Genomic DNA, 25,113 nt, shown 5'->3' with positions numbered 1-25,113 from the left:
TACCAATTCTTAACAAATCGTTCATTGACCGGGGTACATTCTAAGAATAGTTTTCAACAAAGCTTCAAACCAGTGAAACGGATTTTCAGCTATGACGACGTCGTCAACCATCAGTTCAAGCGAGGGCGGCGTTCGTGTATCCAATCGCATCCAGGCAAACCTGCCACAGATGTCCAGCGTCATGGTGAAAATCGCCGAGCTCCTGCTGGAGAATCCGACCGCGCCCCTCGAACTCTCGATCACCGAGCTTGCCGAGCGGGCCGGGACATCCGCGGCCACGGTCACCCGGTTCTGCCGCCTGATCGGATACAGCGGTTACGTCCAGTTCCGGGTCGGAGTCGCGAGTGATGTGGGGCGTGGCGACGCGCACGAGTCGTGGCGAGCAGACATCGGCCGGGGGTTCGACCCGGACGACCCGGCCCGCGCCGTTCTCGGCACTCTGCTCAACTCCCACATCCGGTCGCTCCAGTCGACCGCTGACCTGATCGACCTCGACCTCGTCACCGATATCGCCTCGGCCATCAGCAAATCGACGCACCTCGACATCTACGGGATCGGGGGGAGCGCCGGCATGGCGGCCGAGATGCAGAGCCGCCTGTACCGGATCGGGATCAACACCCACTGTTGGGGCGAGGTCCACGGTGGGCTGACCAGCGCAGCCATTCTCGGCAAGGGTGCGGTGGCGATCGGAATCTCCAACACCGGTCGTACCGAGGAGACCATCCAGATGTTGTCGCAGGCGAAATCATCGGGGGCGTTCACCATCGCGCTGACCAACAGCTCGGAGTCGCCCCTCGCCGAACTCGCCGACGTCACCGTGATCACGGCAGCTCCCGAGCTCTACCTCCAGCCGGATGACCTGTCGGCCAAGCACTCCCAACTCTTCGTCCTCGACCTGCTCTACCTGCTCGTCGCCCAACTGAACTTCACCGACATCGCCACCAAACTCGCTGCTTCGGCGATGGCGGTTTCTGAACATCGCCGCCCGGAGCATCCCGCGCGTGGCGACCGCAGGGCCCTCGGGTCCCGAATCCCCGCAGGGAGCACTGCCCATGCCTGACTTCATCCCCTCCTTTCTCGCCGAGGCCACCTCGCGACTCGATGCGATCGCCGAGACGGCGGCTTCCGGTGGGTACGACGACGCCATCGACCTGATCATTGCCTCGCTCGACGCCGGCGGGGTCGTGCAGGCATTCGGAACCGGGCACTCGCAGGCCTTCGCGATGGAGATCGCCGGTCGCGCCGGTGGCCTCATCCCCACGAACAACCTGGCCCTACGCGATGTCGTGCTGCACGGCAGCCGCGACGTGTCGGCGCTGGGCGGGTCCGCCCTGGAACGCGACCCCTCGGTCGTCGATGAACTCTTCACGGTGTCGCTGATCAATCCGGCAGACGTGTTCCTGATCGCGTCGAACTCGGGTGTCAACGGCTCGATCGTCGGCGTCGCGCTGCGAGCCAGGGAGCTCGGTCATCCGGTCATCGCCGTCACGAGCCTGGAACACACCAACGCGGTCGAACCGAAGCACCCGAGCGGCAAGCGTCTCAGTGAGATCGCCGACGTCGTGATCGACAACCGGGCGCCGTTCGGTGACACGACTCTGTCGCTCCCCGGCGGCATCGGAGTCGGGGCGATCTCATCCATCACCTCGGCGTTCATCGCACAGCTTCTCACCATCGAGGTATCTCGCCGGATCTCGGAGGCGGGCGCTGTCCCTCCCCTCTACATCTCGGCGAACATCCCGGGGGGAGATGAGCACAACATCGCACTCGAAGATCTCTACCGCGACCGCATCCGCCGTACGGCCTGACCTGCACCACACCTTGCTCACGACAGAGTTCCACCCCTCACGGAAGGTACACAACACCATGATGAACATCACGAACCTCGAGCTGGACCGAAGAAACGTGCTCCGCGGCGCTATTGCTGCCGCGATCCTCATTCCGCTCGGCTCCACCCTCGCTTCCTGTGCCACCGGTGGCCCGTCGACGACGGCTCCCGGCGGAACGGTTTCAGCGAAGAACCCGTTCGGCCTCGCCGCCGACTCGACCGTCGACTCCGTCATCTTCGATGGCGGTTACGGCGTCGACTACGTCGAATTCGCCGCCAAGATCGTCGAGAAGAACCACGACGGTGTCACCGCGAAGGTCGCCTCGTCGACCCAGATCGCCCAGGAACTGCAGCCGCGCTTCGTCGGCGGCAACCCGCCGGACCTGGTCGACAACTCCGGTGCACAGTCGATCGGTTTCAACACGATCCTCGACAGCCTCGAGGACCTGACCGATGTCATCGACGCCGAGAACCTCGAGGGTGAGAAAATCCGCGACACCCTGTACGGCGGCGTACTGAAGCCTGGCACGTTCGACGGCAAGCTCGCCGCGATCAACTACGTGCTCACCGTCTACGGTGTCTGGTACTCGTCGAGCCTCTTCGAGGAGAACGGCTGGACGCCGCCGACCACATGGGCAGAGGCGCTGGAACTCGGCGCGCAGGCCAAAGAGCAGGGTAAGTACCTGTTCGTGTTCGGTAAGGAAGCGGCCACGTACTACCAGACCCTCGCCATCGAGTCGGCGATCAAGGAAGGCGGAGACGAAGTCCGCCTCGCCCTGGAGAACCTGGAAGAGGGCTGCTGGTCGTTGCCCGCCGTCCAGGCCGTATTCGAAGGCCTGCACGAGATCATCGCTGCCGGCTACATGAAGCCGGGTGGATCGGGGACCCAGTTCACGGCCGCACAGGCGCAGTGGAGCAACGACATGGATGCTCTGCTCTACCCGTCCGGGTCCTGGATCGAAAACGAGATGAAGGACAACACGGCGGAGGGCTTCGCCATGAAAGGCTTCTCCGCTCCCGTCGTCTCGTCGGATTCGGCCATGCCGATCGAAGCGTTGCACTCCACAGCCGGTGAGCCGTTCATCGTCCCCTCACAGGGCAAGAACGTCGCCGGTGGTAAGGAACTGCTCCGCACGATGCTCTCGAAGGAGGCCGCGACGAACTTCGCCAAGGAGAAGCTCGCGCCGACGATCGTCAAGGACCTCGTGCCGGCAGACGGCTTCGGTTCCACGGCGCTCGTCTCCCAGACCGAGATGCTCGACGCTGCCGGTGAGAACATCTTCACCTGGGGCTTCGTCGACCTCTACGGAACCAACGCCGACCAGCTCGTCGTCTGGAACACCTTCCTCGAAGGCCAGTCGGACGTCGCCACCCTCACCTCCGGCCTTCAGGCCATCACCGACAAGGTGAGGGAAGACGACTCGGTCAACAAGATCGAGATCAAGTGATCGATACCGCACTCGCCAACACAAAGCCGGGCAGCCGAAAGGCTGCCCGGCCGCGGAAGCGCAAACTCACCTTCGACTACGTGACCTTCATGGTGGTCTTCCTCGGGCTGCCCCTCGCGATCTTCCTCATCTTCGTGATCTGGCCGTTCCTCCAGGCGGTGTTCTACTCGCTCACCGACTGGTCGGGCTTCACACCCGAGATGCAGGTCATCGGGATCGAGAACTACATCCGGCTGTTCAACGACGACATCTTCATGACGGCGCTGGGCAACAACGTCCTCCTCGCCATCGTCGTGCCGCTCATCACGATCGTGCTCGCGCTGACACTCGCAACGATGGTGACCGTCGGCGGTCCGAGCCACGGCCCGATCCGCGGTCTGCGCAACTCGAGCTTCTACCGCGTCGTCTCCTTCTTCCCGTACGTCATCCCGGCGATCGTCACCGGCATCCTGTGGGGCCAGATCTACAACCCTGCCGGGTTGCTCAACGGCCTTCTCGGGCTCATCGGCCTCGACATGTTCGAGTCGTTCCCGTGGCTCGGGAACGAGCGCACGGCCATGGGTGCGACGATCTTCGTCATCGTCTGGGGCTTCGTGGGCTTCTACATGGTGCTGTTCGTCGCCGCGATCAAGGGTGTACCGGCCGAGACCTATGAGGCCGCCCGCATCGACGGCGCCGGTCGCGCACGCACGGCGTTCTCGATCACCATCCCGCTGATCCGCGACAACATCCAGACCGCGTACATCTACCTCGGCATCATGGCGCTCGACGCGTTCGTCTACATGCAGGCCCTCAACCCGGGCGGTGGACCCAACAACTCCACCCTCGTCATGAGCCAGCAGCTGTTTCGGACCGCGTTCGGCAAGGGCGAGTTCGGGCAGGCAAGTGCCATGGGTGTCGTACTCGCGATCGTCACCCTCATCTTTGCGGCACTCGTCTTCACGGTGAACCGCATCACCGGCGGCAAGGATGAGAAGGGCCGAGCATGACAACCGAAGCGATCACGACGCGGGATGCCTCCCGCCCCGCCCGCAAGCCCGCCCTCACCCGTAAATCGGCGAACACGCCGGGAGACAGAACAGTGGGAGTGCTGTCGCACACCGCGCTCGTTCTCTGGTCCCTGATCGTCATTCTTCCGCTGCTGTGGACGCTGATGACGAGTTTCAAGACCACCAAGGAGATCTTCGCCTCCCCGTTCACCCTCCCGGCGAACTGGAACTTCGACAACTACGTCTCGGCGTGGACACAGGAGGGCATCGGCAACTACTTCCTCAACACGGTCATCGTCGTCGGCTTCGCGCTCGTCATCGTCATGGTGCTCGGCGCGATGTGCGCGTATGTTCTCGCCCGCTACAAGTTCTTCGGCAGCCGGGCGATCTACTACCTCATGCTCGCCGGTCTCACCTTCCCGGTGTTCCTGGCGATCGTTCCGTTGTTCTTCGTCCTCCGCAACATCGGACTGCTGAACACCCTGCCTGGGCTCATCCTCACCTACGTGGCGTTCGCGCTGCCGTTCACCGTCTTCTTCCTGTACTCCTTCTTCAAGGGCCTGCCGGATGAGATCGCGGAGGCGGCCGCGATCGACGGTGCGGGCGAGTGGCGCACCTTCTTCCAGGTGATGTTGCCGATGGCGAAGCCGGGAATGGCATCCGTCGCGATCTTCAACTTCCTCGGGCTCTGGAACCAGTTCCTGCTTCCGGTGGCGTTGAACACCGATAAGAACAACTACGTGCTCTCGCAGGGGATGGCGTCGTTCGCCTCGTCAGCGGGCTATGCGGTCGACTTCGGGGCACTTTTCGCCGCGGTCATCATCACGATCGTCCCCGTGCTCGTTGCCTATGTGATCTTCCAGCGTCAGCTGCAGGGTTCCGTCAGCCAGGGAACGATGAAGTAACGGATGCCGTCGAGAGTGCAGTAGTGGCGCGAAAACCGCTCGCGGAAGAGCCGCTGCTGCACTCCCGGTGCCAGAGACGAGCGGTCAGGCCGAGGCGCGGTGCGCGCGGTACTGCTCTCGGATGATCGGGCGGAAGTCGATGGCCGGCTCGGCGACGATCGACAGCGGCCAGTCCGGGCGCTCGCCGGTGAGGACCCAGGCAGCCTGCGCCGCGGCGCCAGCGGCGACGTATTCACCCGGGGTGGGGATGACGACGGGAACGTCGAACACCTGGGCGGCGATCTGCTGGACGGCCGGGTTCTGCGCCGCGCCGCCCACGATGAGGATGCGACGTGCCTCGACACCCTGTGCGCGAACAGCCTCGAGTCCGTCGGCGAGCCCGCAGAGCAGGCCTTCGATCGCAGCGCGGGCGAGGTTCTCACGCGTGGTCGAGCCGAGCGTCATTCCGAAGAGGGACGCGGTGGCGTCCGGGAGGTTCGGTGTGCGTTCACCCTCGAAGTACGGCTGCAGAACGAGTCCGCCTGCGCCCGGCTCTGCGGCGAGTGCGAGTGAGCCGAGCTCGTCGTGGCCGACGCCGAGCAGGGCGGCGATCGAGTCGAGGATCCGCGCGGCGTTGAGCGTGGCGATGAGGGGGAGGAACAACCCGGAGGCGTCGGCGAATCCGGCGACAGTACCCGTGGCATCCGTCGCGGGCGTTTCGGTGACGGCGAAGACGGTGCCGCTCGTTCCGATGGAGAGGACGACGTCGCCTGCAGCAGCGCCGAGCCCGAGGGCGGCGCCCGCGTTGTCGCCGGCGCCTGGCCCGACCAGCGTGCCTGCTGTGGTGACGCCGGCCTGTTCGCCCGGGCCGAGAACGCGGGGGAGAACCGCCTCGTGCCCGAGGGCGCGCTCGAAGAGCTCGAGGTCGTACTCGCCGGTGACGGCGGACCAGTACGCGGTGCCTGACGCGTCCGACCGGTCGGTCGTCAGCTCCTCGAGCACGGGACCGAGTTCGGATTCGTCTGCGGGGCCGAAGCCGCGCAGACGCCAGGTCAGCCAGTCGTGGGGGAGTGCGACGGCCGCGACCCGAGCGGCGTTCTCGGGTTCGGCGTCGCGCAGCCAGCGGAGTTTGGATGCCGTGAACGAGGCGACGGGAACCACGCCGATACGGTTGGCGTACTCGTCCGCTCCGACCTCGGCGATGAGATCTCTGGCGGCCTGCGCGCTGCGGGTGTCATTCCAGAGCAGGGCATCGCGGATGACGCGACCGTCAGCGTCGAGCACGACCATGCCGTGCTGCTGGCCACCGACGGAGATCGCCGCGACGTCGTCGAGCCCGCCGGCCTCGGCGGTCGCTGCGGTGAGGGCACCCCACCAGGCGGACGGAGCCACCTCGGTGCCAGCCGGATGCGACGCGCGGCCCTGCCTCACGATCGCGCCGGTGTCGGCATCCGTGACGACGATCTTGCAACTCTGGGTCGATGAGTCGACGCCGGCGACGAGAGTCATGAGGCCTTTCGGGGAGAGATCAGTAAAGAACGCAGGCCCTGACGGATGGTGCTCGCCAGCCCGTCAGGGCCTGCGCCCGGTTTATGGAGACCGGCGGATGCCGCGGCAGGCTACGAGACGTAACCTGCCGCGACACCCGTGAATCAGCGTGCGTTGAGCAGGTGCTCGAGCGCGAGCTGCTGCAGGCGGACGAAGCCGAAGCCCTTGCCGTTGAAGTACGCGTCTGCGTCGAAGTCCTCGTAAGCGGAGCGGTCGGCGAGGAAGTCGTCGTAGCTCTCGCCTGCGCTGAGCGTCGGAGTGCTGAGCTCGTCGACGCGCGAGGCGGCGAGGGCTTCCTGCACCTCGGGGTCGGCACGGAACGCCGCGGCCCGCTCCTTGAGCAGGAGGTAGGTGCGCATGTTCGCCGCTGCGGACTCCCAGACGCCGGTCTCGTCTTCGGTGCGGCTCGGCTTGTAGTCGAAGTGGCGGGGGCCGTCGTATGCGGGCCCGCCGTTCGGGCCGCCGTTTTCGAGCAGGTCGACGAGCGAGAACGCGTTCTGCAGGTCGCCGTGACCGAAGACGAGGTCCTGGTCGTACTTGATGCCGCGCTGGCCGTTGAGGTCGATGTGGAACAGCTTGCCCTGGTACAGCGCCTGGGCGATGCCCGCGGTGAAGTTGAGTCCAGCCATCTGCTCGTGCCCGACCTCGGGGTTCACACCGACGAGTTCGGGGCGCTCGAGGGTCTCGATGAAGGCCATGGCGTGACCGACGGTCGGCAGCAGGATGTCGCCGCGCGGCTCGTTGGGCTTCGGCTCGATCGCGAAGCGGATGTCGTAGCCCTTGTCCGTGACGTAGTCGCCGAGCAGGTTGACGGCTTCACGGTAGCGTTCGAGGGCCTGGCGGATGTCTTTGGCCGCGTCGTACTCTGCACCCTCACGACCGCCCCACATGACGAACGTCTTCGCGCCGAGTTCGGCGGCGAGGTCGATGTTGCGGAGGACCTTGCGGAGGGCGAACCGGCGCACGGTGCGGTCGTTGGAGGTGAATCCACCGTCCTTGAAGACAGGCGCGCTGAACAGGTTCGTGGTGACCATCGGCACGATGACGCCGGTGTCGGCGAGGACCTGCTTGAGGCGGTCGATCTGTGTCTGGCGTTCGGCATCCGTCGATCCGAAGGCGAAGAGGTCGTCATCGTGGAAGGTGAGACCGTACGCGCCGAGCTCCGAGAGCTTCTCGACGCCGTGGACCACGTCGAGGGGTGCGCGGGTGGGGCCACCGAAGGGGTCTGCTCCGTTGTACCCGATGGTCCAGAGCCCGAACGAGAACTTGTCTTCGCGGGTGGGGGTCAATGACATGGGTCGTGCTCCGATTCAGCGTCGTTGGTGATTTGTTGGTTCTTAAAACATATTACACGAGGGGCGGGTCGGCCACCCCCTCGGACGACAAATTCAGGAAATAGTTGCGACACGCCGTGTGAGGCGCCGTCCTGACCGGCGTGTCGGCAGGATCTCCTGAATTTGTGGACGTACACGTGGGTGTCGGATCAGCGGCGCGCGTCGACCTCGCGGAAAAACGCGATCGCCCGCTGCTCGTCGAGGATCCCGCCGCCTTCGTGTCCGTTGTACTGCCACAGCGTCACGGACTTCTCGCCGCCGTAGACGTTGTACGCGCCGAAGATGGTCGACGGCGGGCAGGTGGCATCCATCTGGCTCGCCGAGAAGTGCGCGGGCGCCTGTGCGCGGCGCGCGAAGTTCACGCCGTCGAAGTACGGCAGGACGGATGCCACGGAATCCACCTTGTCGCGATGGACCGCAAGGAAATCGCGGATCTCCTTGTACGGGTAGGCATCGGTGATGACGGTCGCCCGCGGAAAGTCGCAGAGGAACGGTACGCACGGCGCGACCGCGGCGAGGTCGGGCACAAGCCCGGCGACGGCGAGAGCGATGCCGCCACCCTGGCTCTGGCCGAACACCGACACCCGGGCAGGGTCGACCATCGGCAGGTCGCGCACGGTGTCGATCGCGCGGACGGCATCGGTGAAAACGCGACGGTAGTAGTAGGTCTCGCGGCTCTCGATGCCCTTGGTCATCACGCCCGGACCCTGCGGCGCCGAGCCGACGGGGTCGGGTGTGTCTCCCCGCGACCAGCCGCTGCCCTGTCCGCGGGTATCCATCTGGAAGCTCACAAACCCTGACGACGCCCACAGCAGGTTCTCGAGGTGGTGTCCTCGTCCGCCGCCGTAGCCGATGAACTGCACAACGGCGGGGAGCGGTTCTGTGGCGCCCTTCGGAATCCGCAGCCACGCCCTGACCGGCTGGCCATCCCAGCCCGAGAACGTCACATCGAACACGTCGACAGTGGTGAGGCCCGCGTCGACGGGCTCGATGCGAACATCGGATGCCTGGGCGCGCGCGGCCGCGATGCTCTCGTCCCAGAACGCATCGAAATCGTGAGGATCGACCTGGCTGCTGCGGTACTCGGCGAGCTGGGGTTCGGGCATATCGACGTACATGGTGGCGCTTTCGCTCGGGGACGGCGGGAAATCTGTGACCACACTAGCGAGATATCCGAGCAGGACGCGGCGCAGGCCACATTTGTCCAAACGTTCCACAAAAAGACTTGTGCTCCGATGTTTCGTGTTTTAGGCTCCTTGAAATCACCTATCGAAACGTTTAGACAAGGATGTCAAATGAAGCAATCACGCGGCAACCCCGCCTCCCCGTCTTCCTGAGACATCCGAGGTATCGCCCTCTTCCGCCGCCCGCTGGGTTGCGGCCTCGATAGCAGGCGACACACTAACGCCCACCCTCACTCCCCAAACAACGACGCCCCTGCCAGGCAGGTCACCTCGCTGTCACACCAGCCGCCACCGATGTGGCGCGACGAAAGGATGCCAACGATGGCACGCACACGAAAGGGTCTCGTCGCGGTTCTCGCGATGCTGACCGCATCAGGAATCGCCCTCACCGGCTGCTCTGCCGCCGGTACCCCCGACAGCTCGGAACCGACGAAGCTGAACGTCTGGGGCTGGGTTCCCGGCTTCGAGGACCTCGTCGATGAGTGGAACGAGAAGAACCCGGACATCGAGGTCGATTTCCACCGGATGACCGGCGACGACGGCGAGAAGGTGAAGGCAGCGGTCGACGCGGGCGCAGGGCCGGACGTCGTCCAGCTGAGCACGCACGACCTGCCGGAGTACGTGATCGCGGACCGGGTGCAGGACATCTCGGAGTTCACCGGCGACATCGAAGAGCGGTTCACCGAAAGTTCCTGGGCGTCCGTCTCCTTCGGAGATGCGGTCTACGGCATCCCGCAGGGCATCGGCCCGGCCGGAATGATGTACCGCGAAGACATCTTTGCGAAGTACGACATCGCCATCCCCACCACCTGGGACGAATACCTCGAGGCGGCACGTGCCATCCGAGCGGCTGACCCCAACGTCTACATCGCCGGCTTCTCGCCCAGCGAGATCGGCCAGTGGATGCAGGAGGTGTGGCAGGCCGAGGGAAGCTGGTTCGGCATCGACGGCGACACCTGGACCGTGAGCGTCAACAGCGACGAGAACAAACTCGTGGCGGAACGCTGGCAGCAGCTGCTCGACGAGGACCTGGTCGCGGTGACCCAGATGTGGACTCCCGAGTACTGGGCACAGGTCAACGCGGGCACGCTTGCCACGGTCTCATACGCAGCATGGTTCCCGGTTCAGCTGGCAGAGAACGCCGCAGACACCTCTGGTCTCTGGAAGGTGGCACCGCTCCCGACCAATGCGGGCGAGTCATTCGCCGGTGAGTCCGGCGGAGCGGCCAACGTCGTCCTCAAGGGTGCCAAGAACCCCGAGGCCGCGGCAGAGTTCGCCGCGTGGATCAACTCCGCAGACGAGACTCAGGACCGGCTCATCTCGGTCGGCGGGCTGTTCCCCTCGACACTCACCGGCCTCGACTCGCCTGAACTGACGAGCGAGCAGGAGTTCTTCGGCGGACAGGTCATCAACGAGGTCTTCATCGAGGCTGCGAAGAACACCCCGAACACCTGGGTCGACGGGCCGGCCTTCTCGACGGCGTCCGCCGGGATCACCGACGGCTTCGCCAAGGTCGCGGTGGGGGAGAAGACCTTCGTGCAGGTTCTCGACGAGGTGCAGGAGGCGACGATCGCCGCCCTCAAGGACAAGGGCCTGAACGTGAAGGCCGGGAGCTGACCATGAGCTCCACCACGATCGCAGCCCCGCGCCGGCGTGCCGGCGCGGGGCTGCGGCTCGCGCCTTATCTGTTCGTCCTGCCGTTCGCGGTGCTGTTCGTGTGGTTCCTCATCGCCCCGATCTTCGTGGCGATCGGTAACAGTCTCTTTCGTGAGACGTCATCGGGCCTGGGGTTCGGCTCGGCGAACGAAACGGTCTTCGTCTGGTTCGAGCAATATGCGAAGGCTCTGCAGGATGCGGAGTTTCTCGCCGGATTCGGCCGTGTGCTTCTCTACGGTGTTGTTCAGGTTCCCGTGATGATCATCATCTCGGCCGTCCTCGCCCTGCTGTTCGACTCCGCTCTGGTGAAGGGCAAGCGGTTCTTCCAGCTCGCTGTCTTTCTGCCGTATGCGGTTCCGGGAGTCATCGCCGCGCTGCTGTGGGGATTCCTCTACCAGCCGTCGGTGAGCCCGCTCGTCGCCGGCTTGCGTTCGATCGGCATCCCCGCCGACTTCCTCTCGCCCGGCGCAGTGCTGTGGTCGATCGCGAACGTCAGCATCTGGTCTTACGTCGGCATCAACATGATCATCCTGTTCTCGGCGCTGCAGTCGGTGCCGCGTGACATGTACGAGGCAGCGAAGCTCGACGGCGCCGGCGAACTGCGGATCGCAATGTCCATCAAGATCCCGATGATCTGGCCAGCCGTGCTGCTCACCACCCTCTCCTCGATCATCGGGACGCTCCAGCTCTTCAACGAGCCCGCTGTGCTCAAGACGATCACCTCGAACATCTCGAGCGACTACACACCCAACATGGCCATCTATGCAGCGTCGACGACGGCGAATGACCCTCAGCTCGCCTCCGCGATGGCGATCCTCCTCGGTCTCGCCACCTTCATCCTGTCGGTCGTCATCATGAAGCTCACCACGCGCCGCAAAGGAGTGAATCAGGCATGACCGCAACCGAACTCGTCGCTGCCAGTCCCGTTCTCGTCGACCAGCAGAAGGCTCCCGCCCGTAAGCGATCTGGAAATACCCCGTTCGACGGTCACGTCAGTCGCGGTTGGCAGATCGCCGTCACCATCGGCATGGTCGTCGCCGCGGTCTACTTCCTCCTGCCCGTCTATTGGCTGCTCATCGCGTCGACGAAGTCGACATCCGACCTCTTCTCGACCTTCGGGCTCTGGTTCTCGGACGACTTCACCCTTTTCGACAACATCGCCGCGCTCAGCTCGTATGACGGCGGCATCTATTGGCGGTGGACCCTCAACTCGGTCATCTACTCGGTCTTCGGATCCATTCTCACGACGATCGTCTCCGCTCTGACCGGCTACGCGCTGGCCATCTATCGGTTCAGGGGTCGAAAGATCCTGCTCGGTGCCGTTCTCGGAAGCCTCCTCGTTCCCGGAACGGTGCTCGCACAGCCGACCTACGTACTGCTCGTCGAGATGGGGCTGAACAACACCTACGCCGGCCTCCTGCTCCCGGCACTCGTGTATCCGTTCGGAGTGCTGCTCTGTTACATCTACGCCCAATCGGCTGTGCCGCTCGAGATCGTCGAAGCTGCCCGCATCGACGGCGCCGGCGAATTCCGGATCTTCGGCTCGATCGCGATCCGGATGATGATGACCGGCATGGTCACCGTGCTGCTGTTTGCGTTCTTGGGCAGCTGGAACAGCTACATGCTGCCGCTGCTCGTGCTCACCGATCAGGAACTGATGCCGCTCACCGTCGGACTGACCGGCTGGAACCAGGCGTCGATCACCGTTCCCGGACTGCAGATCCTCACGGTGGTCGGATCGATGCTGTCGATCATTCCGATCGCGATCGTGTTCGTCTCCCTGCAGCGGTACTGGCGTTCGGGTCTGGCGGCTGGCGGCGTACGGTTCTGAGTATGACAAGGTCCATTCGATACCAGCGAGCAAGCACCGGTTGGCTCGACGGTCTGCCCCTCGGCAACGGGCGGCTCGGCGCAATTGTGAGGGCGGCCCCGGATGCCGTGACGCTGCATCTCAACGACGGGACCGCCTGGTCGGGGTCCCCCGCTAGCGAGCATCGCACGGGGCGGGTGAGTGCGGACGAAGCGGCCGCCGGCCTCGCGGCGGCGCGCTCCCACATCGTGGCCGGGCGTCCGAGAGAAGCCGAGCAGGCATTGACCGCACTCCAGTCGCGGTACACGCAGGCCTACCTCCCGTTCGCCGACATCACCCTGACCGTGGAAGATGCACCGGCGGAGGACGTCACGCCGGCGGCCGCAGCGCACTCCCCGTTCTCGAGGTCGCTGTCGCTCGGCGACGCCACGCATCGCATCGCATCGCACGGCGTGCACCAGGAGACCGTCGTCAGTGCGCCGGACGGCGCACTCGTCCACCACGTGCGCTCTGCATCGCCGGTGCGGCTGTCGATTCGGGTCTCCAGCCCTCTTCGCGAGCGGGCGAGGGACCTGACCGAGAGCGGAGCATCCGTGCTTCTCGACCTGCCCGCGGATGTCGCGCCGGGACACGAGCCCGATGAACCTGCTCTGATCTGGGATCTCCCCGGGGTCGTTCCCTTGCACGGCACCCTCGTCGCCGGCTGGCGTCACGACGGCCGGGCGCGTGTCCTCGACGACGTCGTGGTGATCGACGACGTCACCGAACTCGTTCTCGCTGTCGCGACCGAGACCACGTACCCCGGCCTGGGGGTGAGCGGAGGAGAACGGCCGGATTCCGCCTCGTCGGCCGACCGGGTCTCCGCGGTTCTCGCCGCACCGATCGACGAAGTCATGGCGCGTCACGTCGAGGCCCATAGCGAACTCTTCGCCCGCGTGAGCCTGTGCTTCGGCGCGGGAGAGTCGACCGATCCCGTTGTGACCGATCCGGACGCCCGGCTGATGCGCGCGACGGCCGATGGGCAGGTGGATCCCGAACTCGTCAGCCTCCTCTTCGACTACGGTCGCTACCTGCTCATTTCGTCGTCACGACCCGGTGGACTGCCCGCGACGCTCCAGGGCCTGTGGAACAACGACATGCGACCGCCCTGGTCGTCGAACTACACGCTCAACATCAACACCCCGATGAACTACTGGGCGACCGAGGCGGCTGCTCTTTCCGAGTGCCAGGAGCCGCTGCTCGATCTTGCCGAGGCGCTCGCGGCGGCTGGCGCCGAGACAGCGCGACGGCTGTACGGATGCCGCGGCTGGGTCGCGCACCACAACACCGATGCGTGGGCGTTCTCGGCACCGACCTCCGGAGACGGGTCCTGGTCGCACTGGCCGATGGGCGGGATCTGGCTCGTGCTGCAGCTCGACGAACACCGCCGGTTCGGCGGGGCCGACGGTGACTGGCTCGACCGGTTCTGGCACATCGCCTCAGGCGCGGCCGCTTTCGCCCTCGACTGGCTCGTCGAAGACGGGTCCGGCGGTCTCGTCACGCGTCCATCGACGTCGCCAGAGAACCGGTTCTCCACACCGGACGGGCCAGCATCGCTCGCGACGGCGTCGGCTCTCGACCGCGCACTGATCAGCGATCTCCTCGCGGTGGTCAGCGAGCTTTCCGAGGCGCTCGGACGGTCGGATGCCCCGATCGTCGGAGAGGTGCGCGCCGCGCGCCCCAGAATCGCAGGCCCACGTGCCACGACGGAGGGCCGCATCGAGGAATGGGGTGGGGCCGCCGAAGAGACCGAGCCGCAGCACAGGCATGTGTCGCATCTTTACCCGCTCTATCCAGGGAGGGGGATGGGGAGCCCCGAGCTGGATCAGGCGGCTTCGAACAGTCTCGACCGCCGCGGCGACGATTCCACCGGCTGGTCGCTGGCCTGGAAGCTCTGCCTGCGTGCGAGGCTCGGCCAGTCGGACAAAGTCTCCGATCTGCTGCGGCTGGTGTTTCGGCCGGCGCGTGACGCAGGCGGGCACGCCGGAGGCCTGTACCCGAACCTCTTCGCCGCCCATCCGCCGTTTCAGATCGACGGCAACCTCGGCTTCACGGCCGCGGTGAGCGAGATGCTCGTCCAGAGCCACGGAGGGAGCATTCGGCTGCTTCATGCGCTTCCCGCCGGTCTGTCCGACGGCCGGGCGACGGGTCTGATCGCGCGCCCCGGGATCGTCGTCGATCTCGCCTGGTCCTCCGGTGCCCTGACCGTCGTGACACTGCTGGCCCGTTCGGCTGCCGCGGAAGGGGCGCACACCGTCTCGTATCAGGGCAGAGACATCAGGCTGCAGGTCAGCGCCAGCGCTCCGACGACACTCGCCTGGGACGGCGCGAGATTCGCCGAGGTCGGCTGAGCCGATCGACATCCTTTCGATTTGTCTATGGTCACCACAAATAAACTTGCACAACCCGCTGCGGGTGATCTAGGCTCGATCCGTACCAGTCGAAACGTTTAGACAACGGAGTCCAGCATGGCCAACATCCACGACGTCGCGCGCGTCGCCGGTGTGTCCATCTCCACCGTCTCATACGCGCTTAGTGGCAAACGCTCCATCGCGGAATCCACCCGAAGGCGCATCGACGACGCGGTGCTCCAGCTCGACTATCGGCCGAACGCCGGCGCCAGGATGCTCAAGGGAACGCGTACGAACATTCTCGCTCTCAGCGCCCCGCTCCACGCCGGTACCTACGCTCCCGCGCACATGACCTTCGTCCTCTCGATCGTCACCGCGGCACGCAAGTATGACTACGACGTTCTCCTGCTCACCCAGGACGAGGCGACGAGCGGCCTCCGCCGGGTCGCCCGCAGCTCGCTCGTCGATGGCATCATCCTGCTCGACGTGTCGACCGTCGATGTGCGGACAGACCTCGTCCGCGAGCTCGGTCTTCCTGCCGCCGTCGTCGGCATCCCGCGTGACACCACCGGCCTCACCTGCGTCGACCTCGATTTCGAGGAGGCAGGTGCGATGAGCATTCGTCGGCTGGCCGGCCAGGGGCATACCGCCATCGGATTGCTCGGTCAGGCTCCGCTCGTGTACGAGCGAGGCTCGAACTTTCCGGCCCGGTTCCGTGACGGTTTCCTTGCTGAGGCCGAACGCCTGGGGGTCACCGTGGGGTTCGTGCCGTCGGACGAAGACGCCGTCGGCGTCAGGAATGCGTTCGACGCTCTCTCTGCGTCCGTGCCGGACATGACCGCAGTCGTGCTCAACTCGAATGAATCCGTGCAGGTCGCCCTGCTCGAGCTCCTGCGGACCAGAGGGGTCAGCGTACCTGGCGACCTCTCACTCATCTCGGCCTGCTCGAGCTTCGACACCACCCATTTCGACCCCCCACTCGATGTCATCCCGCTCCCGGCGGATCTCTCATGCACGAGGGCCATCGAGCTCACCATGGCGCAGCTCGCAGGGGACGTCGATCCGCACGTCGAACTCATCGAGCCGTCGTACGTCGAGCTCGGGTCGACGGCCAACCGGACGTAACCGCCCCCTCGCGTTCCGCCTTTTTCCGCGCAAACTATCGAAACGTTTCGAAATCCACCCGGCAGGTCCGCCTGCCCCTACAAGGAAGTAGTACTCATGAAGAAACGAAGGATTCCCCTCGCCGGAGTCGCCGCTCTCGGCGTCAGCACCCTGCTGCTCAGCGGATGCTCCGGAGCCACCGGCTCCTCAGACGGCGGCGACGTCACCCTCGACTTCTGGTCGTGGGCGCCGAACACCCAGGAACTCGTCGACGTCTGGAACGACGAGAACCCCGACATTCAGGTCAAGTACACGGACGCCGGTGGCGGCAAGGACTCGTCGGCCAAGCTCCTCACGGCCAGCAGGGCCGGGAACGCTCCCGACCTCGCCGCCGTCGAGTACACGACTCTGCCGTCGCTCATCGTTGCCGACGTGCCGCTGGACATCACCGAGCTCGTCACCGACGCGAAGGATGCTTACACGGAAGGTACCTGGGAACAGGTCACCTTCGACGGCCACATCTTCGGCATGCCGCAGGATGTCGGTCCGATGTCGTTCCTCTACCGCTCGGACAAGCTCGCCGAATGGGGCATCCCCGTTCCAACGACCTGGCAGGAATTCGCCGACGCCGCGAAGGCCGTCCGTGCCGCCGACCCGAACGCCTACCTGGCGTCGCTTCCCGCCGGCGAGTTCGGCTTCTACGCCGGAGCGGCCACGCAGGCCGGTTCGAAGTGGTGGTCGATCGAGGACGACACCTGGACCGTCGGCATCGCAGACGAGGAATCACTGGCCGTCGCCGACTTCTTCGAGAAGCTCGTCGCTGAGGACCTCGTCAACACCGACCCGCTGCTGACTCCGGAGTGGAACGCCAAGGCGAACAGTGGACAGGTTCTCTCCTGGCCGTCGGCGCTCTGGTCCCCGGGCGTGATCGAGGGTGTCGCCCCCGACACGATCGGCAAGTGGTCGATGGCTCCTCTGCCCCAGTGGGAGGCCGGTGAGAAGGCCGTCGCCTACCAGGGCGGATCGAGTGTCATCGTGACGAAGAACTCCGATCACCCCGAAGAAGCCGCGAAGTTCGCGACTTGGCTGAATGCCAGCGAAGAAGGGGCGAACCTGGTGCTGACCGTCCAGAACGGCTACCCGGCAGCGATCTCGGGGCAGGAAGATGCCACGTCGAGCGAACCCCCAGCGCTCATGCCGCAGCAGGCCGACTACTACACGCTCGCCGCCGAGATCTCGTCCGACACCATCCCCGTCACCTGGGGACCGAACGTCAATGTCGCCGAGAGCACATTCACCGACCTGCTGAACAAGGCCATCGCCGACGGCACTCCGTGGCGTGACGCGTTCATCGCCGTCCAGGACGTCGTCGTCAAGGACATGGTCAAGGCCGGATTCACGGTCTCCAACAAGTAACGCGACCCGTCGCGCTTCCGCCGCCAGGCATCCGCTCGCCCTCTGCTGGGCGGATGCCTGGGGCACGAAGAAAGGACAGCACGTGTCTACATCACTCGCCACAAGGCCGCCGGTCACCGGCGTGCGCCGGCAGCAGCCGAGGCGCAGGAGACGGCGCACGATCGCGCCCTATGTCTTCCTGGCGCCTGCCCTCGTGCTGTTCGTCGTCTTCATGCTCGTGCCGATCCTCTACGCGGCGTACCTGAGCTTCCAGACCTACAAACTCGAGGGTGGGGGCATCCTCGGCACCCGCGTGCAGGTGTTCGCCGGACTCGAGAACTACATCGCCGTGCTCACCGATCCTGAACTCGGTGCCGGATTCGGCCGGCTCGCGGTCTACGGCATCATCTCGGTGCCACTGACTCTCGGCCTCGCCCTGCTCTTCGCCCTGCTTCTCGACGTGCAGACGGTGAAGGCCAAGCGCTTCTCCCGCATCGCCATCTTCATCCCGTACGCCGTCCCCGGTGTCGTGGCCGCCCTGCTCTGGGGCTTCATGTACCTGCCAGGGACGAGCCCGTTCTCGTATCTCACGAAGGCGCTCGGCTGGGGCACGATCCCGTTCCTCGACGACCCCGCTATCTTCGGATCCATCGCCAACATCGCGGTCTGGGGCGGTGTCGGCTTCAACATGATCATCATCTACACGGCACTCCGCGGCATCCCGACCGAGATCTACGAGGCAGCGCGGATCGATGGCGCGAACGAGTGGCAGATCGCGCTGCGCATCAAGGTTCCTCTCGTCGTCCCAGCCCTCGTGCTCACCGGCATCTTCTCCCTCATCGGGGCACTTCAGCTGTACTCGGAGCCGATGACGCTGAAGCCGATGACGAACGAGATCAGCCAGTCATGGGTGCCCCTGATGACCATCTACAAGATGGCCTTCATCACCGATGACCTTCCGGGCGCCGCTGCACTCTCGGTCGTGCTCGCCGTCGGAACCGTCCTCGTCTCGGCCCTCGTGCTCTGGATCACCAACCGCAAATCGACAGGAGCTGTCTCATGACCGCCATAGCCCGCGCGCCCCGGTCGTCGGTGCGCCCCTCGTCGGCTCCCGGTTCCCGGCCTTCCCTCAGGGCCCGGCTGATCCCGACGATCATCCTCCTCATCGGCGCCGCCTACTGCCTCGTGCCCGTCGCATGGGTGTTCTCGGCGATGACGAAGTCCCGCAGCGAGCTATTCACCACGTTCTCGTTCGTGCCCGGCACCGGGCTCTGGGAGAACCTCTCCGCGCTCTTCAGCTACGGCGGAGGACAGTACGGGATGTGGGCACTCAACTCCCTTCTCTACGCCGGAGTGGGCGGAGTGCTGTCGACCCTCGTCTCGGCGATGGCCGGTTACGCGCTCGCGAAATACGAGTTCAGGGGCAGGAACCTCATCTTCTTCACCATCCTCGGTGGCGTGCTGATCCCCGGCATCACCCTCGCCATTCCTCAATACCTGCTGCTGTCGCAGCTCGGGCTGGCCGGCGGCTACCTCTCGGTGCTGCTTCCGCTGATCATCAGTCCGTTCGGGATCTACCTCTCCCGCGTGTACGCCGCTTCGGCGATCCCCTCAGACATCATGGAGGCATCCCGCATCGACGGAGCGAGCGAATGGCGGATCTTCCGCTCGATGGCGCTGCCGATGATGGTGCCGGGAATGGTCACCGTGTTCATGCTGCAGTTCGTCGGCATCTGGAACAACTTCCTCCTGCCGTACGTCATGCTCTCCGACCAGGAGAGCTACCCGCTCACCGTCGGTCTCTACACCCTCCTGTCGAAGGGCTCAGGCACCCCGGCGCTCTACGGCCTGGCCATCACCGGTGCGGCGATCTCCATCGTCCCGCTCGTGCTGCTCATGCTGTTCCTGCAGCGGTTCTGGCGGCTGGACCTGCTGTCCGGTGGGCTGAAAGGCTGAGCCCATGACCTCACCAGATACCTCTCGCCCCCTCGGTGCCGGCGGACCGCTCGTCTCTCGCCTCTGCCTCGGCACCTCCTCCTGGTCGCACGCGCGGGTCGGAAACGGGCCGGTTCCTGCGCTCGAGGAGGTACTCGGCATTCCGGCAGGCGCTCCGGGGCGCATCAGCTTCCTCGACACCTCCAACGAATACGGAGGAGGCAACAGCGAGGTCGTGATCGGTACCGCCCTCGCCGGCAGGCCGGGCGACATCGTCCTCCAGACGAAGCTCGATCGTGACCCCGTCACCGGCGATTTCGGCGGCGAACGGATGCGACGAAGCCTCGCCGAAAGCCTGGACCGGCTTGGAATCGCATCGATTCCCCTGCTGTACCTGCACGATCCCGAACTGATCAGCTATGACGAGGCATTGGCCGTCGACGGCCCGGTCGCCGCCCTCGTCGCGATGAAGGAATCCGGGGTCGCCGAGCGGATCGGCATCTCCGGCGGTCCTGCGCCGATGCTTCGGCACTATGTCGGGACCGGGCTGTTCGACGCGGTGATCACGCACAACAGGTTGACCCTCGTCGACCGGTCGTCGGCTGAACTCGTCGCCGAAGCGAGCGGTCGCGGCATGGCCGTGCTGAACGCCGCGGTCTTCGGCGGAGGAGCGCTCGCCAACTGGCCGCAACCGGCGACACGATACGCGTACGGGCAGGCCCACCCTGCAACCACCGATGCCGTCCGGCTGATGGGGGAGGCGTGCGCACGCTCGGGTGTGCCGCTCGCCGCCGCAGCCATCCAGTTCAGTTCGCGGCACCCGGATGTCACCTCCACAGTGATCGGCGCGACCTCGTCCGCCCACATCCGGGACGCGATCGCGGCGGACCTCCTCGACATTCCCGCGTCGCTCTGGGAGGAACTCGAAACGCTCGTGCCACCGTCGAGTGCGTGGAAGGAACCGCCGACGTCGACCTGGCCCCCGGCATCCTGACCCGACTCCTGTACACCCCGCTCCAGCGAAAGAGAACCTCATCGTCATGACCAGCATCCTCTCCCGCGCCAACGACCTGGCGCAGCCCACCGAGTTCCGCCGGATCTCCGACGGATTCGCCTTCGGCGGCGATTACAGCCCCGAACAGTGGCCGGAGGAGGTCTGGGTCGAGGACATCGCACTGATGCGCCGCGCAGGGGTGAACTCGGTGAACCTCGGGGTCTTCTCCTGGGGCCTGATCGAGGTCTCAGACGGCGAATTCGACTTCGGCTGGCTCGACCGCATCATGGACCTCCTGCACGAAGGCGGAGTGGGCGTCAATCTGGCCACTCCGACTGCTGCGCCGCCGATCTGGCTGCACCAGGCACACCCGGAGATCCTCCCCGTCGACGACCGCGGCATCCGCATGGCACAGGGCGGGCGCCTCGGCTGGTCGCCGAGCTCGGCAACCTTCAGGACGTACGCCATGCGCATCGTCGAGAAGCTCGCTGAACGGTACGGCGAGCACCCCGCGCTGCGCCTGTGGCACGTGAGCAACGAACTGGGCAACGAGAACAACCACTGCTTCAGCGACGAGACCGGACAGGCCTGGCAACGCTGGCTGATGAAGAAGTTCGGCACCATCGACGCTCTCAATGAGGCCTGGGGCACGGCCTTCTGGGGGCACCATTACACGTCGTTCGGTCAGCTCCAGCCACCCAGGCACAGCGGAACCGGGCACAATCCCGGCCTGTTGCTCGACTTCGAGCGATTCAGCTCAGACGCGCTGCTCGACCACTACCGCGCCGAGCGGGAGGTCCTCCGCCGGATCACGCCGGATATCCCCATCACCACCAACTTCATGGTGCAGAATCACCCGGGCGTCGCCGACTACCGCGCCTGGGCGGCAGAGGTCGACCTCGTCGCCAACGACCACTACACGATCGGTATCGACCCCGAACGGCACGGGGAGCTGGCGTTCAGCGCCGACCGGGTCCGTGGCATGGCTGGCGGCGACCCGTGGCTGCTGATCGAGCATTCCACGTCCGCCGTCAACTGGCAGCCGCGCAACCGGGCGAAGTCGGTCGGCGAGCTCGCCCGCAACAGCCTCGCCCACATCGCCCGCGGTGCAGAGGGGGCGCTGTTCTTCCAATGGCGCCAGTCGACAGCGGGGAGCGAGCAGTTCCACTCCGCAGTCGTGCCGCACGGGGGAGCAGACACGAAGGTGTACCGCGAGGCCGAAGCACTCGGTGCGACGCTCACGGCGATCGCCGAGGTCGCCGGGAGCCGCGTCGAGAAGGCATCCGTAGCGATGTTTTTCGATTACGACGCCGCCATGGCCCTCCGCGCCGGGCGGAAGCCGACGGTCGACGTCACGGCGATCGACGCCGCGCTCGACTTCCATCGGGCGCTCACGGCGAGAGGGATCGCCGTCGACGTGCTGCACCCGTCCGATGACCTCGACGGCTACGCCGCCATCGTCGTTCCGACACTTCTGCTGATGACCGCGAAGGATGCCGCCCGCCTCGCCGCGTGGGTTACCGCGGGGGGCCACGCCGTCGTCACCTACTTCTCGGGCATCGTCAACGAGCACAACCGGGTGCACGGAACCTACCCCGGCGTTCTCCGCGAGCTGCTCGGCATCCGGGTCGAAGAATTCTTTCCGCTGCTCGGAGGAGAACGGGTGGCGCTCGACAACGGCTGGGCCGGTTCGATCTGGACGGAACTCGCCCACCTCGACGGTGCTGAGCCCGTCGCTTCGTACGCGTCAGGGGAGCTGTTCGGCGTTCCGGCGGTCACCAGAAACGCCGTCGGGTCCGGCTCAGCGAGCTACGTCGCCACTCATCTGGATCCCGAGTCGATCGGTTCACTCGTCGACGACCTCATCGACCGGGCCCAACTGGCCCCGGTCGCTGGTGCGGATCGTGGGCTCGAGGTCACGCGTCGCGTCGGCCCAGACGGGACCTGGCTGTTCGCGATCAACCATTCTTCCTCACCGTTGCATCTCGAAGCGTCAGGCCTGGACCTGGTGACCGGCACCCGTTTCGAGCCAGGCGCTGTCGTCCCTGCCGGAGCTGTCGTCGTCCTTCGAGAGGACGCCAGGTCATGAAGTTCACCGATGGGTTCTGGAGCTCCAGGCCCGGCGTCTCGGCGCTCTACGCCCAGGAGGCGTATGACATCGACGCGGTCGGCGGCGACGCACTGCGGATCACCGCCCCGACCAAAGTGATCGAACGCCGGGGCGACGTGCTCAACCGTGCCGCACTGACGATCACCCTGTCCTCGCCGCTCGACGGCATCATCCGCGTGCGGGTCGAGAAGAACACCGCCGCATCCACCGGTCCCGGTTTCGACCTGGTCGGGGCCGGGCGGCCCGACGTCGTCATCGAGGTGACGGATGCCGCAGGCACGCTTCGTTCGGGACCGCTCACTGCCCGGATCGCTCAGGGCGCCCCGTGGAACCTCAGCTTCGAGGGGGGCGGTCGAACTCTCACGTCGAGCGGCCACAAATCCATCGGCTACATGGCGCTCGCCGCCGACGCGCCGGTCACGACCGAGCCGGCCGGCCTGTCCGGAGTCACGACAACCGGACTCGCACCGGCATCCGCCTACCTGCACGGCCGCCTGTCGCTCGGAGTCGGGGAACTCGTCTACGGGCTCGGTGAACGGTTCGGCCCGCTCGTCAAGAATGGCCAGACCGTCGACATCTGGAACGCCGACGGCGGAACGTCGAGCGAACAGTCGTACAAGAACGTGCCGTTCTACCTCACCAACCGCGGCTACGGCGTGCTCGTCAACCACCCCGAACATGTCTCGTTCGAGGTGGGTACCGAGAGTGTCGAGGAGGTGCAGTTCTCGGTCGCCGGCGAGGCGCTCGAGTACCTCGTGATCTACGGCCCCACCCAGAAAGAGGTGCTCGAGCGATACACCCGCCTGACCGGTCGACCGGCTCGCGTGCCTGCGTGGTCGTACGGGCTCTGGCTGTCGACGTCGTTCACCACGCAATACGACGAGGAGACCGTGTCGGGTTTCATCGACGGCATGGCCGAACGCGACCTGCCGCTCAGCGTGTTCCACTTCGACTGCTTCTGGATGCGCGAGTTCAACTGGACGGACTTCGAATGGGACCCCCGGGTCTTCCCGGATCCCGAGGGCATGCTTTCGCGACTGCACGACAGGAACCTCCACGTCTCGGCCTGGATCAACCCGTACATCGGCCAGAGGGCCGCCATCTTCGCCGAAGCACGCGACGCCGGTTACCTCGTGAAAAAACCCGACGGTGATGTCTGGCAGTGGGACATGTGGCAGTCCGGGATGGGGCTCGTCGACTTCACGAACCCGGATGCCACGAGGTGGTTCCAGGAGAAGCTCAGGCGCCTGTTCGGCCAGGGAGTCGACGCCATCAAGACCGACTTCGGCGAGCGCATCCCCACCGACGTCGTCTGGTACGACGGCTCATCGCCGGATGTCATGCACAACTGGTACGCCCAGCTCTACAACAAGGCGGTCTTCGAGGTGCTCGAGGAGCACCGCGGCGAAGGTGACGCCGTGCTGTTCGCCCGGTCAGCCACCGTGGGCGGTCAGCAGCAGCCCGTGCACTGGGGCGGAGACAATTCGTCCAGCTTCGAATCGATGGCCGAGACCCTGCGCGGCGGGCTGTCGCTCGCGTTCAGCGGGTTCGGATACTGGAGCCATGACATCGGCGGCTTCGAAGGGATGCCTGACGCCGCCGTGTTCAAGCGCTGGGTCGCATTCGGCTTGTTGTCGAGCCACTCGCGCCTGCACGGTTCGACGAGCTACCGGGTTCCGTGGCTGTTCGACGACGGTTCCGAGGCGGAGGGACAGAGCGCCGTCGACGTCACGCGTCGGTTCACGACTCTCAAACTCGAACTCATGCCGTACCTGTATGAGGTGGGGCTCGAGGCCTCCCGCACCGGCACGCCTTTCATGCGCCCGATGCAACTCGAGTTCGACGGCGACCCTGCGGTCGACCACCTCGACCGCCAGTACCTGCTCGGCCCCGACCTTCTCGTTGCACCGGTGTTCAGCGAGTCGGGCGACGTGCAGTACTACCTGCCGACGGGTACCTGGACGAACTACCTCAGCGGCGAGACGGTGAGCGGCCCAGCCTGGCGCCGAGAGACCCATGCATTCGACAGCATCCCGCTCTGGGTACGCGAGGGTGCCGTGCTCATCACCGGGTCGAGGTCGGATCGCCCAGACTACGACTACACCCAGGACCCCCTCGTCACCGTGTATCCGGGGTTCACCGGAACGACGGCGCTCACCGTGGCCAACCCGCTCGGCGGAGCATCCGTCGCGATCACCGTGACAGCAGACGGCGAGAACGTCGTCGTCACCAGCGCTGCGGATGCTCCCTTCCGCGCGCGCCGCGCCGGCGGCGGAATCGTGCTGTCGACCGACAGGATGGCGGCACTCTGATGGCGCCGACCCCGATGATCACCGGGAGCGCGGCGCCCTTCGACGGCCAGACCCGTGCCACGATAATCTCGGGAGAGACCCGGCTCCGCTCCCAGGTTCGGTATCGTTCGAGTGGATAAAGACACTCTCGAACGCTTTCCATCAGACCGTGCACGGCTACGCACCGCGCGCCTGGCACACAGAATCCCGAGC

General features: G+C 65.6%; 19 protein-coding genes. 16 read left to right on the top strand and 3 right to left on the bottom strand.

What is annotated here, in order from left to right:
- Positions 1-91: 91 nt before the first annotated feature.
- From IWX78_RS00515 to IWX78_RS00495, 5 genes are all read left to right on the top strand, one after another.
- Positions 92-1,060, top strand: coding sequence for a MurR/RpiR family transcriptional regulator (locus IWX78_RS00515; RefSeq protein WP_196831452.1), 969 nt, complete (start codon positions 92-94; stop codon positions 1,058-1,060).
- Entirely contained in the window at positions 1,053-1,808 is a 756-nt protein-coding gene (locus tag IWX78_RS00510) for a sugar isomerase domain-containing protein (RefSeq protein WP_196831451.1), read from the top strand. The genes IWX78_RS00515 and IWX78_RS00510 overlap by 8 nt, the downstream gene beginning before the upstream one ends.
- Before the next feature lie 61 nt (positions 1,809-1,869).
- Positions 1,870-3,276 carry an N-acetylglucosamine/diacetylchitobiose ABC transporter substrate-binding protein gene (ngcE, locus tag IWX78_RS00505; RefSeq protein ID WP_196832059.1) on the top strand — a complete coding sequence of 469 codons (1,407 nt, stop codon included), beginning with the start codon at positions 1,870-1,872 and terminating at the stop codon, positions 3,274-3,276.
- Complete coding sequence (locus IWX78_RS00500; protein WP_442929201.1) at positions 3,276-4,265, top strand: carbohydrate ABC transporter permease; 990 nt, start codon at positions 3,276-3,278, stop codon at positions 4,263-4,265. The genes ngcE and IWX78_RS00500 overlap by 1 nt, the downstream gene beginning before the upstream one ends.
- Positions 4,262-5,170, top strand: a complete 909-nt coding sequence (locus IWX78_RS00495) for a carbohydrate ABC transporter permease (RefSeq protein WP_196831450.1) — start codon at positions 4,262-4,264, stop codon at positions 5,168-5,170. The genes IWX78_RS00500 and IWX78_RS00495 overlap by 4 nt, the downstream gene beginning before the upstream one ends.
- Before the next feature lie 84 nt (positions 5,171-5,254).
- On the opposite strand, the gene xylB is transcribed toward IWX78_RS00495, so the two are convergent.
- The 3 genes from xylB to IWX78_RS00480 form a co-directional block, all read right to left on the bottom strand.
- Positions 5,255-6,658 carry a xylulokinase gene (gene xylB / locus IWX78_RS00490; RefSeq protein WP_196831449.1) on the bottom strand — a complete coding sequence of 468 codons (1,404 nt, stop codon included), beginning with the start codon at positions 6,656-6,658 and terminating at the stop codon, positions 5,255-5,257.
- Positions 6,659-6,801: 143 nt separating this feature from the next.
- The gene (gene xylA, locus IWX78_RS00485; RefSeq protein WP_196831448.1) at positions 6,802-7,992 is read right to left on the bottom strand and encodes a xylose isomerase; all 1,191 of its coding nucleotides are present in this window, start codon (positions 7,990-7,992) and stop codon (positions 6,802-6,804) included.
- 188 nt (positions 7,993-8,180) lie between these two features.
- Complete coding sequence (locus tag IWX78_RS00480; RefSeq protein ID WP_334684468.1) at positions 8,181-9,137, bottom strand: acetylxylan esterase; 957 nt, start codon at positions 9,135-9,137, stop codon at positions 8,181-8,183.
- Between the two features lie 399 nt (positions 9,138-9,536).
- Between IWX78_RS00480 and IWX78_RS00475 the strand changes: the two genes are divergently transcribed.
- The 11 genes from IWX78_RS00475 to yicI all read left to right on the top strand — a co-directional run bounded on the left by IWX78_RS00475 (position 9,537) and on the right by yicI (position 24,921).
- The gene (locus tag IWX78_RS00475; RefSeq protein ID WP_196831446.1) at positions 9,537-10,832 is read left to right on the top strand and encodes an ABC transporter substrate-binding protein; all 1,296 of its coding nucleotides are present in this window, start codon (positions 9,537-9,539) and stop codon (positions 10,830-10,832) included.
- A 2-nt stretch (positions 10,833-10,834) separates the two neighbouring features.
- Positions 10,835-11,767: a carbohydrate ABC transporter permease gene (locus IWX78_RS00470; protein WP_196831445.1), complete on the top strand. Its 933-nt coding sequence runs from the start codon at positions 10,835-10,837 to the stop codon at positions 11,765-11,767.
- A complete protein-coding gene (locus IWX78_RS00465) occupies positions 11,764-12,702 on the top strand; it encodes a carbohydrate ABC transporter permease (protein ID WP_196831444.1) in 939 nt (312 codons plus the stop codon). The genes IWX78_RS00470 and IWX78_RS00465 overlap by 4 nt, the downstream gene beginning before the upstream one ends.
- 2 nt (positions 12,703-12,704) lie before the next feature.
- Complete coding sequence (locus IWX78_RS00460; protein ID WP_196831443.1) at positions 12,705-15,071, top strand: glycosyl hydrolase family 95 catalytic domain-containing protein; 2,367 nt, start codon at positions 12,705-12,707, stop codon at positions 15,069-15,071.
- A 117-nt stretch (positions 15,072-15,188) separates the two neighbouring features.
- Positions 15,189-16,196: a LacI family DNA-binding transcriptional regulator gene (locus tag IWX78_RS00455; RefSeq protein WP_196831442.1), complete on the top strand. Its 1,008-nt coding sequence runs from the start codon at positions 15,189-15,191 to the stop codon at positions 16,194-16,196.
- 96 nt (positions 16,197-16,292) lie between these two features.
- Positions 16,293-17,591, top strand: coding sequence for an ABC transporter substrate-binding protein (locus IWX78_RS00450; protein ID WP_196831441.1), 1,299 nt, complete (start codon positions 16,293-16,295; stop codon positions 17,589-17,591).
- A gap of 82 nt (positions 17,592-17,673) precedes the next feature.
- Positions 17,674-18,633 carry a carbohydrate ABC transporter permease gene (locus IWX78_RS00445; protein WP_334684467.1) on the top strand — a complete coding sequence of 320 codons (960 nt, stop codon included), beginning with the start codon at positions 17,674-17,676 and terminating at the stop codon, positions 18,631-18,633.
- A complete protein-coding gene (locus tag IWX78_RS00440; protein ID WP_196831440.1) occupies positions 18,630-19,526 on the top strand; it encodes a carbohydrate ABC transporter permease in 897 nt (298 codons plus the stop codon). The genes IWX78_RS00445 and IWX78_RS00440 overlap by 4 nt, the downstream gene beginning before the upstream one ends.
- A 4-nt stretch (positions 19,527-19,530) precedes the next feature.
- Positions 19,531-20,499, top strand: a complete 969-nt coding sequence (locus IWX78_RS00435; protein ID WP_196831439.1) for an aldo/keto reductase — start codon at positions 19,531-19,533, stop codon at positions 20,497-20,499.
- Between the two features lie 46 nt (positions 20,500-20,545).
- Positions 20,546-22,588 (top strand): beta-galactosidase, encoded by a 2,043-nt coding sequence (locus IWX78_RS00430; protein ID WP_196831438.1) that lies wholly within the window; start codon positions 20,546-20,548, stop codon positions 22,586-22,588.
- The gene (gene yicI, locus IWX78_RS00425) at positions 22,585-24,921 is read left to right on the top strand and encodes an alpha-xylosidase (protein WP_196831437.1); all 2,337 of its coding nucleotides are present in this window, start codon (positions 22,585-22,587) and stop codon (positions 24,919-24,921) included. The genes IWX78_RS00430 and yicI overlap by 4 nt, the downstream gene beginning before the upstream one ends.
- Positions 24,922-25,113 lie beyond the last annotated feature (192 nt).

This window comes from Mycetocola sp. CAN_C7 (assembly GCF_015752285.1).
GTDB lineage: Bacteria > Actinomycetota > Actinomycetes > Actinomycetales > Microbacteriaceae > Mycetocola_A.
This window is presented reverse-complemented; position numbering and strand designations above follow the sequence as displayed.